Source organism: Phyllobacterium sp. RCAM01083, assembly GCF_055685835.1.
The window spans coordinates 398241-411518 of the sequence record NZ_JBVFZN010000003.1; the positions used below are offsets into that span (position 1 = coordinate 398241).

A 13278-nucleotide genomic window follows, 5' to 3' on the forward strand; every position below is an offset into this window, starting at 1 on the left:
GGAACGACGCGATGACACAAACGGACACTGAACACAGAGGCCTATGGGAAACGGAACGGGCGTTGCTGCATCATTTGCGAACGGTGCGCCGCCGGGACAGGGGCCTCAAGCCGGAAAAACCAGGCGACGGGCTGACCAGCGGCCAGAGAATTGCCGATCAGGTCGCTGCGACGATGGGCTCATGGTCATTTATCATCATCCAGTCCACGATCCTGTTCTTCTGGATAATACTGAACGTCACCGCCTATATCCAGCATTGGGATCCCTACCCGTTCATTCTCCTCAATCTTGCGCTCTCGTTTCAGGCGGCCTATGCGGCGCCCTTCATCATGATGAGCCAGAACCGGCAGCAGGATATTGACCGGAAAGAAGCCGAGCATGATTACCGCATCAACATCAAAGCCGAGCTGGAAATCGAATTGCTGCACGAGAAGATGGAGCTGCTTCACCAGAAGATTGATCTTCTCAAGGACAAGGAAGTTCTGGCTTTAACGGAGTCGATCCAGAGGCTTTGCGACCAGGGCCAGGCACCAAAGGCTCAAACGTGAATTTGCAGGGAAGCAAATGATGGTGACCCGTCGAACGGTATTGGCTGCACTTGGTATCGCCGCATACCCGGCAAGGCTTTTTGCCAGCACAGCCGACACGGTCATTCCGCTCTGGCCCGCAACGCCGCCCGGCGGCGGCGGTCCGGCAGGGCCGATCACTATCAGCGCCAAAGGAGCGGTCAGCAACATCGCAGCCCCGTCGATGGAGGTTTTCCAGCCGGCAAAGCCGAACGGCGCAGCGGTTCTCGTAGCGGCGGGTGGCGGCTACAAACGCATCGAAATGAAGAAGGAGGCTCTTTCGGCAGCCCGCTGGCTGATCGACCGGGGCTTTACGGTCTTCACCCTGACCTACAGGCTGCCCGGAGAAGGGTGGAATGCCGGTCCGCTGGCGCCGTTGCAGGATGCGCAACGTGCATTGCGCTTGATCTGCCAGAACGCCAGCCGCTTCGAAGTCGATCCGGAACGCCTTGGCGTACTCGGGTTTTCTGCCGGCGGGCATCTGCTTGGAATGGCTTCCGTCCGCTCGGCCTTCCCTTCCTATGAGCGGATCGATGCGGCGGACGGCCTGTCTGCCCGGCCGTCGTTTTCAGCACTGATCTACCCCATCATTACGCTGGAGCCGCCCTACGACCACACCTCGACACGGCGCATCCTGATTGGCACGCATCCAAGCCCGGAACGGACTGCGGACTGGTCGGTTCAAACCCATGTTCGCAGCGGGTGCCCTCCCGTGTTCCTTGTTCAGGCGCAGGATGACCCCATTTCCGACCCGGCAAATACCCGCATCATGGCAGACGCCTGCAAGCGGGCGGGCGTACCCGTGGAACTGCACCAACTGGCCAGCGGTGGTCACGGTTTTGGCATGGGCGAGAAGGATACGCCGACCGGCGTGTGGCCGGACTATTTTTCTGCCTGGCTGACAACTGTCGCCGCAGCGGCGTCCACGCGCCGCTGACGTATCGCGCCCTGCCCGTCGATCACGCGGCGCGGGTGATCCGGATGGGAATCGATTTGAAAGACGGCGTTCCCGACTGCTGGTCATAGTGGGACAGGGCGACCAGCGTGTTCAGTTCGGGATAGTACCCGGCAGCAGAGCCGCGGGGAATATTATACGCCACGGCGGTCAACCGCTTGACCCGGCGCGGCCTGTCATCAGGATCGGCGTGATCGCGCGCTGCTTCAACATCGAGCGTATCACCATCGGCCAAGCCGCGTTCGGCCAGGTCCTTGGCATTCAGAAAAATCACATCCCGCCGCCCGAACACGCCACGATACCGGTCATCCATGCCATAGATCGTCGTGTTGTACTGGTCATGGCTGCGGATTGTCGTCAGCGTCAGCACATTGGGTTCCAGAACACGCGGATCCTCGCTCAAGCCCTTCGCCACCAGGAAACAGGCTTTCCGGTTCGGTGTTTTCCATTCGCGATGCGCGGCGGGTACGCTCAGGCGAAACCCGCCCGGCTCTCGGATACGCGCGTTGAAATCCTTGAAGTCAGGGAAAACAACTTCAATCTTGTCGCGGATCCGGCTGTAATCCGCGATCATGGCGTCCCATTCGATGCCGTAACGGTCGCCCAAAGTCGCCTTTGCCATGCCCGCGATGATAGCGGGTTCCGACCGCAGATCGCCGCTGGGCGGATTGAGAAAGCCGCGCGAGGCATGCACCATCGACATGGAATCTTCAACGGTCACGGATTGCCGGCCCGTGGCCTGAACATCGGCGTCGGTGCGCCCGAGAACGGGCAGGACGATGGTCGTCTTGGCCGTCAGCAGATGCGAACGATTGAACTTGGTCGTCAGATGCACGGCAAGATCAAGTTTGCGCATCCCTGCAAACGTTGCATCGGGATCAGACATGGCGACAGCCAGATTTCCGCCGAGACAGACGAGCGCCTTGGACCTGCCGTCGATGATTGCCTCTATGGCTTCGATGGCATTGTGCCCCTTGGCGGCGGACGGCCGGAAACCGAACGCCCGCTCCATGCCGTCGATGAGGGCGGCATTGGGAATTTCGGTAATGCCGACTGTACGGTCGCCCTGCACGTTGGAATGACCGCGCAAAGGGCATATGCCTGCGCCTTCCCGGCCGATATTGCCGCGCAGCATCAGGAAGTTGGCAATCTGCTGAACGTTTGCCGTGCCATTCCGGTGCTGGGTGATGCCCATGCCGTAGCAAAGGATGACATTTTTCGATTTTGCATAGACATCGCCCGCACTTTCGATCGCGCTTCGGGTAAGGCCCGACATGATCTCGATGTCCTCCCAGCGCGTCGCGTCGATATCCTCTCTCAGGGCCTCGATGCCTGACGTATGTTCGGCAATAAAATCGCGGTCGAGGATTCCCTTTCCACCGCGTTCCAGATCGCGCCGGTCAAGCTCGAAAACCCTTTTCATCATGCCCTTGAGCACAGCGACGTCGCCGCCAATGCGAACCTGATGATAAGCCGACGCAATATCCGTCGAACCGAGCGTGGCCATTTCGACCGGGCTTTGCGGCGAGGCAAAGCGTTCGAGCGCCCGCTCCTTCAGCGGGTTGAAAACGATGATGGGCGCACCGCGCCGCGCCACATCGCGCAAGGTCGCCATCATGCGCGGATGGTTGGTGCCGGGATTGTGGCCGAAGCTGAAGATGGCATCGGCATGATCAAAATCTTCCAGGGTGACGGTTCCCTTGCCAACGCCGATCGAGTGCGGCAGGCCCACGCTTGTCGCCTCGTGGCACATATTCGAGCAGTCGGGAAAGTTGTTGGTCCCATAGGCCCTCACGAACAGCTGGAACAGGAACGCGGCTTCGTTCGAGGCTCTGCCGGAGGTATAAAACTCGGCCATATCGGGATCAGGCAGAGCATTCAATTCCGCTCCGATGAGCGCGAAAGCCCTGTCCCACTCAATGGGCACATAGGTGTCAGCCTCCGCATCGTAAATCAGCGGGTCGGTCAAGCGGCCCTGATCTTCCAGATCATGATCCGACCAGTTCCACAATTCCGAAACCGTATGCGATGCAAAGAAGGTTGGCCCGATACGTTTGGCGGTCGATTCCCAAGTGACGGCCTTTGCACCGTTTTCGCAGAATTCGAAAGAAGAAGTGTGTTTCGGGTCCGGCCAGGCGCAACCGGGACAATCAAACCCATCCGGCTGATTGGCTTTCAGCAGGGTCGCCGCTCCCTGGGCAACAATCTGCTGCCGGGCAAGACTCTCCGCCACAGCCTTCAATGCACCCCAACCGCCTGCCGGTGCATTGTAGCGTTCAATACCCTCCGGTCTCTTCCTGGGCATGTCGTACTCCTTGGAACCTGGTCAACGACGGACAGATCGGCCGCGTGTCATTGTAACAGATAAGTGCGATGCCGCATGCTGTTCTTCCGATGATACGACGCTTTCCCGCGCGAAACCGGAAAGCGCCGGAATTTCATGATGGGCGGCGGGAGGCAGGTTTCAGCGGCTCCCCAAACGGAAATGGGCACCGCCGAAACCTGTTCGGCGGTGCCCACTCCAATGCAACCCTCGCACCGCGGCGCGAGGAAAACCAGCCGGTCTTAGTTGGCCGAGGCAAGCGTCATCGACGTGCCGGTGGCAGCAACGTTCAGACCGATCTGGCCCGTGACGCTGATTGCCTGCAGGTGAACCGAGCCTGCAGTACCGCCGAACAGCACATTCGTGCCGATACCGGCGCCGAGTGTGGCTTCCGCTGTTGCGCCGCGATAAACGCCGCTCAGCGAACCCTGGTGATAACCAGCGGTCGGTGCAAACACAGCCCAGACGAGGCGGCTGCGTGTTGTAAACCCGAGATCGACACCCAACTTCTTGATCGCGCCGGTATAATGATCCGAACGCTCACGGCCGACTGTGGAACGGAAGACACAATCGACTTCCTTGGCCGAACCAAGCACGTAGCCGACGCCGCCATCGATATCGCAGGTGAGATAGCCGATCCTCACGCCGTTGCGCGCGTCTGGCTCCTGATAGGTCGCCGGCATATCGGCTGCAACAGCGACCGTTGCACCAGCAATTGCCAACGACGTGGTCGCAAGTGCCATAGCAAGTGTCTTCTTCATCATACTCTCCTTCTCAAATTGTGACCGGTGCACCGCAATCGATCCTCCAGCCCACAAATTCAGCAACAGGTTACAGAAGGTATCGCAGGGCGATCTCATTCGATATACCTGGAGCAACACATGTGAAGGCGTGCCGGAATGCGCAAGTGACAGACCATTCACAATTCGCCTCCCAATGGGACATTTTGAAGGCACGTGACGGATTGTTTACGCAAAATTAACAGTTTAGCTTCGACGCGGCTCAGCCTGTTCCATCGAATCGAGACACAATCGCCCTGTCCATGAGATCTGTGAGAATCCAATGAATGTCCGGCAGCTCGAAGTCCTGCGCACCCTGCTCGTTACCGGCTCCACAATTGCAACGGCGCGGGCCATGGGCCTGAGCCAGTCTGGCGTCAGCCGCCTGCTGCAGCAGCTCGAGGCCAACCTGTCGATGCAGCTGTTTGCACGGGACAAAGGTCGGCTGATCCCGACACCGGAGGCGGAAAAGCTCGCCTATGACGCCGAACTTGTCCTTGCCGGAATAGACCGCTTCACCAACCTTGCGCAAGACCTGCGCAGCGGGGCCGTCGGGCCGGAATCGGTGCGCATCGCCCTCCCAAACAGCCTTGCCGACCAGTTTACCCCGGATCTTCTCGCGGATTTCGACAGGGATTTTCCGCGGGTGCGCATAGAAACGTTCTTCGACACCTCGGGCGCCATCACCCGCCTGATCGAACAGCGCATCGTGGATTTCGGTTTCCTGCGCTATGAAGGACAGCAGAGCACCAGCGTCGAGCTTGAGGTGGTCGTGAGCGGCCGAAAGGTATGCGTCATTCCCGCAGAACACCCCCTCGCCGCGCTGGACATCGTCACACCCAAAGATTTACGCAATATTCCGTTGATCCTGACCGGCCGCAACAGGCCCACCCGCATGAAACTCGATGAGATTTTTCGCCAGGCCGGTGTGACGCAGACCGTCAAGATTGAAACGCACAGCAACAATTCCGCCTTTTCCTATGCCGCGCATGGGCTTGGGATAGCCATCATCAGCAGCTTCTTCGCGCACCTGACCAAGGATACAAGGATCGTCATACGGCCCTTCGATCCGCCGCTCACGCAGAGTTTCGGCCTTGCCAAGGCGGCTGGCGTTCCGCTGTCCATCGCTGCCGAAGCGCTCAGCAGACGGATGAAGCAAAGGCTTCTCAACGTCGAGGGCCCGCAAAACTGAATGGATGGCTTTCCGCCCCATATGGATGGTCCCGACATCCCGCAGCAAGTACCCGCTTGCATAGCACTATGACATTTACTCATAATATTGCGCATGGTTTTCACATATGCTCATAGTCCGGCACACAATGGCCAGATGACTGCGGGGAACTTCTGCGCAGCCAAAAGAGCAGAATGGGAACCACGTGATCAAATTTATACTCGGCCGAATGCTGATGGCTGTGCCCACGATTGTCATCGTGGCAGTGGCAGTGTTCACCCTTATCCGCCTCATCCCGGGCGATCCGGCAGCTCTCATGCTCGGGGATCTTGCCGAACCGCAGCAGATCGCCGCCCTGCGTTCCACGCTGGGGCTCGACCAGAGCATTCCGGTGCAGTTCATGATCTGGGTAGGGCATTTGTTCAACGGCGATTTCGGCAAGTCCATCGTCACGGGTGAACCCGTCCTGCACCTTGTCCTCTCGCGCTTTTTCATCAGCGCGCAAATCGTTGTTCTGGCGGTTCTGATTGCAAGCGTGATCGCCGTCCCGGCCGGTGTTATCGCGGCATGGAAGCAGAACAGCCTCACCGATCTGGCGCTGGTCGGCACGGCAACGGTTCTCCTGTCCATTCCCACATTCTGGCTCGGACTGCTGTTGCTGCTTTTCTTCGGGCTGAAACTCGGCTGGGTGCCGGTGCTCGGCTACGTCTCGGTGACGACGGACTGGAAGGCCGGGCTTATCTACATGGCCCTGCCGGTTGCCACACTCTTTATCCACGAGATGGGTGTCATCATCCGCATGGCCCGCGCATCGACGCTGGAAGTCTTGCGCCTTGACTACATCACCCATGCCCGTGCCAAGGGCCTGTCGGAACAGGCAGTTCTGTGGCGTCACGCCTTCAAGAACGCCTTCGGTCCGACCTGGACCATGATCGGTCTGATTCTTGGCAATCTGCTCGGCGGCATCGCCGTTATCGAAACCGTATTCTCCATACCGGGCCTCGGCCGCCTGCTCGTCGACAGCATTTTCCAGCGCGATTATCCCGTCATTCAGGGCTGTCTCCTGCTGGTTGCAGTTGCCTATGTCCTGGTCAACCTCGTCGTGGATCTTCTCTATCCACTCTTTGATCCACGGGTGGTGGCGGAATGAAAAAGCTTACATTCAACGGGGTGATCGGTGGCACCATCATCACTCTCCTCTTTATCGTCGCGGCCATCGGCATGCTCTGGACGCCGTTCGATCCGATGAAGCTCAGTTTTTCCGCGCGTCTGGCCGCACCGAGCGCAGCGCATCTTCTCGGCACCGACGAGTTCGGACGGGATGTCCTGAGCCGGCTGATGGTCGGGGCACAGGCCAGTGTCTGGATCGGCTTTGCCACAGTCTGTTTTGCCGTGTTCTTCGGCACCCTTATCGGCCTGATCAGCGGTTATGCACGCGGCTGGGTCGACGGCGTCATCATGGCGTTCAACAATGCCCTGCTGGCCTTTCCCGGTATTCTTCTCGCCCTCGGACTGCTCGCGGTTTTCGGCGCCAACCAGTACGGCATCATTTTCGCACTTGGGATCGCCTATACCCCGTCGATGGCGCGTATCGTGCGCGGTGCCGTCCTGTCCCTGCGCGAACGGGAGTTCATCGAAGCCTCCAAGGTCATGGGCAACAGCGAAATCTATACGATTCTCCGCCACATCCTGCCCAATTGCCTGGCACCGATTACGGTTCTGGGGACATCCATGTTCGGCTGGGCGATCCTTTCGGAAAGTGCGCTGAGCTTCCTCGGCCTTGGCGTTCCGCCACCCGCACCCACCTGGGGCAACATGCTTGCCGCCGGCCGGCCGTTCATCGAACAGGCAGCCTGGCTCGGCTTCTTCCCCGGCCTTTGCATCGCGCTGACCCTTCTCGGCATCAACCTGCTTGGAGATGCCCTGCGTGACAAGCTCGATCCCCGCATGAGAGGTTTGAAATGAGCAATCAAAACGCGCTTCTCAGTGTTCGCGGGCTGACGCTTGAGGTCATCCACAATGGCGGCGCCGTCGTCAAAGATGTGAGCTTCGATGTCTCACCCGGAGAGATCGTCGGTATCGTCGGTGAATCCGGGTCGGGCAAGACGCTGGCGACACGGTCGATCATCGGACTGATTGCGCCGGGCATCCGGCATGCCAGCGGTTCGATCGTTTACAAGGGTCAGGATACGCTTCAGGCCAACGACCGCACGTTGCGGCGTTTGCGTGGCGGCGAAATCGGCGTCGTCTTCCAGGAGCCGATGACCTCCCTCAATCCGTCGATGACCATTGGCCGCCAGTTGGAAGAAGGGCTCATTCTCCACACCAAACAGACACCCGAGATGCGCCGGACCAACATCCTGCACATGCTGACCCGTGTCGGCCTGAAGGACCCGGCCGGTGCATTGACCGCCTATCCGCACGAATTTTCCGGCGGCATGCGCCAGCGCATCATGCTGGCCTCGGTCATGCTCCTGAAGCCGGCGCTGCTGATTGCCGACGAGCCGACGACCGCGCTCGATGCCGTCGTACAGCGCGATGTCATGGAACTGATGGTGGAACTGACCAAGGAGCAAGGGACCGCCGTCCTCCTGATCAGCCACGATCTGCCGATGGTTGCCCGCTACACCCATCGTTTTGTCGTGATGGAACGGGGTGTGGTGGTCGAGCAGGGGACGACGGAAGAAATCCTCTCAAGACCGAAGCATCCCTATACGCGCAAGCTGCTGTCCTCCCTGCCGTTCCGCGGTGACGTGCGTGTCATTGACACGAGCGTCAGCCCGATCGTTTCAGCGCGCGACATCGTGGTTGATTATGCCGGACGCAAAAGCCTGTTCAAGAAAGGCATTGCCAAACGCGCCCTTCATGGCATCAGCATTGATATCCATCCCGGCGAGGTGGTGGCTTTGGTCGGCGGCTCGGGCTCGGGGAAGACCACGCTCGGCCGCACCATCGCCGGACTGGTCAAGGAAACCAGCGGCGAAATCCTGTTCCACGGCAAGCGCCGTGACAACGACTGGTTCAACTACCGCATGAACTGCCAGATGGTTTTTCAGGATCCCTATTCGTCGCTCGACCCGCGCATGACCATCATGGCACTTGTCGAGGAAGCGTTGCGACTTATTCCCGATCTGACGGCCGCGGAAAAAAAGCAGCGTGCTGCCGAGACGCTCGAAGAGGTCGGCCTCGACAAGGCCTTTGCCGATCGCTATCCGCACCAGCTTTCCGGCGGTCAGCGCCAGCGCGTTGCCATCGCCCGGGCGATCGCGCGCCGACCCAAATTCCTCATCGCCGACGAACCGGTATCGGCCCTGGACGTGACGGTGCGCGCGCAGGTTCTCGAGCTCTTTTCAAACCTGCAGAAGCGTTATGGCTTTTCCTGCCTCTTCATCAGCCACGATCTCGGTGTTGTCGAGCAGATCGCCGACCGGGTGATCGTCATGCAGGATGGCCGGATCATCGAGCAGGGCGAGAGGAACGCAATCTTCGATACCCCGAGGGAAGCCTATACGCGCAAACTGCTTTCAGCCATTCCCGCACTGGATCTCAACGACAATGGCGGCGTCAAACTCAAATGGCGGCTGGACGCCTGAACCTATGGAAAAAGAGTGGAACATGAAAAAGATACTTCTCGCAGGAACAATTCTGATGACGGCCGGCGGCCTTGCTCAGGCCCGTGACATCAATGTCGCGCAAAGCTCGGATATTCGCAGCAACGTCCCCGGCGTCAACCGCGACGGCAACACCGACTCCGTCATATTTCATCTGGTGGAAGGGCTGGTGGGCTATACGGAGAACGGCGATGTGAAGTCGCTTCTCGCCCAATCCGTCAATGTGTCGGCGGACGGTCTGACCTATACATTCCCGTTGCGCGACAATGTAAAGTTCCACAATGGCGACCCGCTAACCGCCGCCGATGTCGTGTGGAACTGGAACCGCTATATGGCAGAGGACACCAAGTGGACCTGCCGCGCCGATTTCGACGGCAGCCGAACCGTCAAGGTCACCGGCATCGAGGCCGTCGACGCCCATACGGTCGCCATGAAGATCGCATCGCCTTCGGCGGTGTTCCTCGGCCTGATGGCACGGCCGGAATGCGGCTACACCGGCATCATCAGCCCGAAGTCGGTGGCGGCCGACGGCAGTTTCGTCGCTCCCATCGGCACAGGGCCGTTCAAGTGGGGTGAATGGAAGCGCGGCGAATATGTCCGTCTGGCAAAGTTCGACCAGTATGTATCACCGCCGAACGACGGCAAGCCGGATGGCATGGTAGGTTCCAAGCGCCCCCTGGTGGACGGCGTAAAATTCACGGCGGTTCCCGATGCGTCCACGGTCAAGGCAGGCCTGCTGTCAGGCGCGCTGGATGCGGCGGAAGTGCCCGCCGATCTCGTCCCCGAACTGAAGGACAATGGTGCGATCCAGCTGATCATGAAGCGCAACAACGGCAAGAACCTTCTCTACATCCAGACCCGCGATCCGGTGCTGAGCAAAACGGGCGTTCGCCGCGCCATGGCCGCAGCCCTCGATCTCGACGATCTGGTCGGGGCCGTTTCCAACGGCACCGGCGCTGCCAATGCCTCCATGGTATCGCTGGACTCGATCTACTATTCCGACGTGCAGAAGAAGCGGATTGCCACCGATCTTGAAAAGGCCAAGAAAGAGCTCGCCGAGTCCGGTTACAAGGGCGAAGTCATCAAGATCATTGCCAACAAGCGCGGCAATGTTCCAAGCTATCCCGTCGCCGTGGTTGCCCAGGCCATGATGCAGCAGGTTGGCCTCAACGTGCAGATCGAAGTTCTGGACTACGCCACCCAGGTCGACCGCCGCCGCAGCGGCAACTACCAGGTGATCTCGCAGTCGGTGACGCCGCGCCTCGATCCCGCGCTGATGTACAGTTTCTATGTCGGCAACAAGGATAAGAACGCCTCCCTCATGTGGGACAACCCCAAGGCGATCGCGCTGATGGATGCGGCCTACCGGGAAGCCGACCAAGGCAAGCGTCAGGCCATCTTCGACCAGTTTCACGAGCTCATGCTGCAGGATGTGCCAGGTATTTTCCTCTATGACCTGATGGATCTCTGGGGCGCATCGAAGAAGGTGCACGGCACGCCTGTATGGCAGTCGAATGCACGAGTTTGGGAAGTATCACTCGACGATTAATTCGAAGGTTTGTTTGCGGGCGTTCGTGCCCGGACATTGAACAACCAAAGGGAAGACATGATGACCACCAAGCAAACTGTTGCAGCCGTTGCTGCAACTGTCGACCGGTTGCAGCCTGAATTTGCTGCAATGAGCGACGCCATCTGGGACTATGCGGAGTTGAGCTTTTCGGAACACCAGTCTGCGCAGACGCAGATTGCCATGCTGGAGAAGCACGGCTTTCGCATTGAGCGGGAGATCGCCGATATCGAAACCGCCTTTATCGGCGAGTCCGGTCATGGCAAGCCGGTCATCGCCTTTCTCGGTGAGTTCGACGCCCTTGCCGGATTGAGCCAGAAGGCGGGTGTCGCCGCCGAGCAACCGGAAAAATCCGGGGGCACGGGGCATGGATGCGGGCACAATCTGCTCGGCACCGGTTCGATGTTGGCCGCAGTCGCCCTGGCGAAGCACCTGGCGGAGAACAAACTGCCGGGCACCATCCGCTATTACGGCTGCCCCGGCGAAGAGGGTGGCTCGGGAAAAACATTCATGGCCCGCGCCGGTGCCTTCGATGATGTGGACACCGCGCTGACATGGCACCCTGCGCCGTTCAACGGTGTGCGTTCCACCAACAATCTGGCGGTGCTGGAGATCTACTATCGTTTCAAGGGTGTGGCCGCGCATGCGTCCAATGGCGCCCATCTCGGCCGCAGCGCGCTCGATGCGCTGGAACTGATGAATGTCGGCGTCAATTTCCTGCGCGAGCACATGCCGCAGGATTGCCGTGTCCACTACGCCATCACGGACGCCGGCGGGAAAGCCGCCAACGTGGTTCAATCCCGCACGGAAGCGCTCTATCTCGTGCGCGCGCCGGAACTGCCTGTGGCGCTTGATCTGGCGGCGCGCGTTGACCGGATCGCCAAAGGCGCAGCGATGATGACGGATACCGAGGTCGAAATCGTGTTCGACCGAGCGGCAACAAACCTTCTGCCGAACATCACCCTCGAAAGTGCAATCCACGCCAATATGGTCGATCTTGGTCCTGTGCCGTTTGACGACAAGGATGTCGCCTTTGCCCAGGAAATACAGAACACGCTGACACCGGAGGCCATCAAAAGCAGCGTCCGGCTCTATCAGATCAAAAAGGACGTGTTCCTCAACGGCAAGGTCGACGGTTCCAGCCCGCTGCATCTCGGGCTGCGCGACTTTGAAGGCGAATCGCATTTCCGCGCCGGTTCGACCGACGTCGGCGACGTCAGCTGGGTCACGCCGACCGCGCAGTGCTGGGCACCCGCATGGGCCATCGGTACCGCCCCGCACACCTGGCAGGTGGTGGCGCAGGGCAAGAGTCCGGCCGCGCACAAGGCTTTTGCCCATGCGGCAAAGTCCCTGGCTTCGACCGGCCTTGATCTCATTCTCAATCCCGGCCTTCTGGCCCAGGCTAAGGCGGAGTGGCTGGAAAAAACCGAAGGACGCCCCTATCAATGCCCGATTCCGGCGCATATCGGGCCGAAGATCGACCGTCCCTAGAACCCGGCCATCCATGGCTGTTTGGCGGGGACACTCCGTGGCCTCGTGTCACCGCCAATACATTGCTCTGGAAGTTATGCGACAATTGCCGTAGAGGTTCTGGCGCAACAGGGCCTTTCACAGGCCCGTGTTGGAGGAAAGACACTACACCGCCGACCTCGGCATAAAAGATCGTGAACTTGAATGCCTGCAGCCGATATAGCCGCCGAAGCGCCCGCAACCATCGCGACACTCCTGAGCTTTGGTCTCGTTGGTTTTGGGTCTCTGGCATTGCTTGAGAAGTTCATCCCGGTCATCCCCTCCTATGTCCTCTTCATGCTTCTGGGAATGACAGTGCCCGATGGCAGCGGCCTGGGTCTGGCGATTCTGGTCACGACAATCGGCTCTGCTGCCGGGGCATTGGGCTGGTTTGCCCTAGGATGGCTGCTCGGGCCGGAGCGAGCAAAGGCTATCGTCGCACGTTACGGCCGCTATGTTTTCCTCAAACCTGCCTTCTACGAGCGGTTGACCAATTCGTACCGCAGCAATCATTTCTGGGTAACGTTGACCGGACAGGTCATTCCCACCGTCCGTATTTACCTCGCGCTGCCGGCTGGCGTTCTGCGGCTGGATCCGCGCGCGTTCACCCTGGCCACAGCGGTCGGCACGTTCCTTTGGAACACGCCGTTTCTCTGCCTTGGCTATGCGCTGCGCGGAACCCCCTACGACCCCATTCATGTCGGCTTCTGGGCATCCGTCGTCTTGTTCATTGCCGAGGGCTCGATCATCCTGTTTTTCAGCCTTCGCCGAAAGCGCCGCACCAGCCAAAGTTAGGA

The 13278-nt window shown here is 59.7% G+C and carries 11 protein-coding genes; 9 read left to right on the plus strand and 2 right to left on the minus strand.

Features of this window, described 5'->3' with window-relative positions; genetic code table 11:
* The first annotated feature begins 11 nt into the window (after window positions 1–11).
* Window positions 12–548 carry a DUF1003 domain-containing protein gene (locus ACZ25R_RS03415; protein ID WP_472460046.1) on the plus strand — a complete coding sequence of 179 codons (537 nt, stop codon included), beginning with the start codon at window positions 12–14 and terminating at the stop codon, window positions 546–548.
* A 19-nt stretch (window positions 549–567) separates the two neighbouring features.
* Window positions 568–1503, plus strand: a complete 936-nt coding sequence (locus ACZ25R_RS03420) for an alpha/beta hydrolase (protein ID WP_472460047.1) — start codon at window positions 568–570, stop codon at window positions 1501–1503.
* A gap of 22 nt (window positions 1504–1525) precedes the next feature.
* On the opposite strand, the gene ACZ25R_RS03425 is transcribed toward ACZ25R_RS03420, so the two are convergent.
* Window positions 1526–3826, minus strand: coding sequence for an FdhF/YdeP family oxidoreductase (locus ACZ25R_RS03425; protein ID WP_472460048.1), 2301 nt, complete (start codon window positions 3824–3826; stop codon window positions 1526–1528).
* Between the two features lie 260 nt (window positions 3827–4086).
* Entirely contained in the window at window positions 4087–4605 is a 519-nt protein-coding gene (locus ACZ25R_RS03430; RefSeq protein WP_223614686.1) for a DUF992 domain-containing protein, read from the minus strand.
* 301 nt (window positions 4606–4906) lie between these two features.
* Here ACZ25R_RS03430 and ACZ25R_RS03435 point away from each other — a divergent pair, with 301 nt between their 5' ends.
* The 7 genes from ACZ25R_RS03435 to ACZ25R_RS03465 all read left to right on the plus strand — a co-directional run bounded on the left by ACZ25R_RS03435 (window position 4907) and on the right by ACZ25R_RS03465 (window position 13276).
* On the plus strand, window positions 4907–5815 hold the full coding sequence (locus ACZ25R_RS03435; protein WP_288192119.1) for a LysR family transcriptional regulator: 909 nt from the start codon (window positions 4907–4909) through the stop codon (window positions 5813–5815).
* 184 nt (window positions 5816–5999) lie between these two features.
* Window positions 6000–6944 (plus strand): ABC transporter permease, encoded by a 945-nt coding sequence (locus ACZ25R_RS03440; RefSeq protein ID WP_223614684.1) that lies wholly within the window; start codon window positions 6000–6002, stop codon window positions 6942–6944.
* Complete coding sequence (locus ACZ25R_RS03445; RefSeq protein WP_223614683.1) at window positions 6941–7759, plus strand: ABC transporter permease; 819 nt, start codon at window positions 6941–6943, stop codon at window positions 7757–7759. Before ACZ25R_RS03440 ends, ACZ25R_RS03445 begins: the two co-directional genes overlap by 4 nt.
* The gene (locus tag ACZ25R_RS03450) at window positions 7756–9387 is read left to right on the plus strand and encodes an ABC transporter ATP-binding protein (RefSeq protein WP_472460049.1); all 1632 of its coding nucleotides are present in this window, start codon (window positions 7756–7758) and stop codon (window positions 9385–9387) included. Before ACZ25R_RS03445 ends, ACZ25R_RS03450 begins: the two co-directional genes overlap by 4 nt.
* A 22-nt stretch (window positions 9388–9409) precedes the next feature.
* On the plus strand, window positions 9410–10954 hold the full coding sequence (locus tag ACZ25R_RS03455) for an ABC transporter substrate-binding protein (RefSeq protein WP_472460050.1): 1545 nt from the start codon (window positions 9410–9412) through the stop codon (window positions 10952–10954).
* Window positions 10955–11014: 60 nt separating this feature from the next.
* On the plus strand, window positions 11015–12463 hold the full coding sequence (locus ACZ25R_RS03460) for a M20 family metallopeptidase (RefSeq protein WP_472460051.1): 1449 nt from the start codon (window positions 11015–11017) through the stop codon (window positions 12461–12463).
* 183 nt (window positions 12464–12646) lie between these two features.
* Window positions 12647–13276, plus strand: coding sequence for a DedA family protein (locus ACZ25R_RS03465; protein WP_464664774.1), 630 nt, complete (start codon window positions 12647–12649; stop codon window positions 13274–13276).
* Window positions 13277–13278 lie beyond the last annotated feature (2 nt).

Bases quoted from the DNA above. Each gene is read 5' to 3' on its own strand.
- ACZ25R_RS03415 (WP_472460046.1), top strand. From the start codon at position 12: ATGACACAAACGGACACTGAACACAGAGGCCTATGGGAAACGGAACGG.
- ACZ25R_RS03425 (WP_472460048.1), bottom strand. From the start codon at position 3,826: ATGCCCAGGAAGAGACCGGAGGGTATTGAACGCTACAATGCACCGGCA.
- ACZ25R_RS03465 (WP_464664774.1), top strand. From the start codon at position 12,647: ATGCCTGCAGCCGATATAGCCGCCGAAGCGCCCGCAACCATCGCGACA.
- ACZ25R_RS03435 (WP_288192119.1), top strand. From the start codon at position 4,907: ATGAATGTCCGGCAGCTCGAAGTCCTGCGCACCCTGCTCGTTACCGGC.
- ACZ25R_RS03430 (WP_223614686.1), bottom strand. From the start codon at position 4,605: ATGAAGAAGACACTTGCTATGGCACTTGCGACCACGTCGTTGGCAATT.
- ACZ25R_RS03420 (WP_472460047.1), top strand. From the start codon at position 568: ATGGTGACCCGTCGAACGGTATTGGCTGCACTTGGTATCGCCGCATAC.
- ACZ25R_RS03445 (WP_223614683.1), top strand. From the start codon at position 6,941: ATGAAAAAGCTTACATTCAACGGGGTGATCGGTGGCACCATCATCACT.
- ACZ25R_RS03460 (WP_472460051.1), top strand. From the start codon at position 11,015: ATGACCACCAAGCAAACTGTTGCAGCCGTTGCTGCAACTGTCGACCGG.
- ACZ25R_RS03455 (WP_472460050.1), top strand. From the start codon at position 9,410: ATGAAAAAGATACTTCTCGCAGGAACAATTCTGATGACGGCCGGCGGC.
- ACZ25R_RS03450 (WP_472460049.1), top strand. From the start codon at position 7,756: ATGAGCAATCAAAACGCGCTTCTCAGTGTTCGCGGGCTGACGCTTGAG.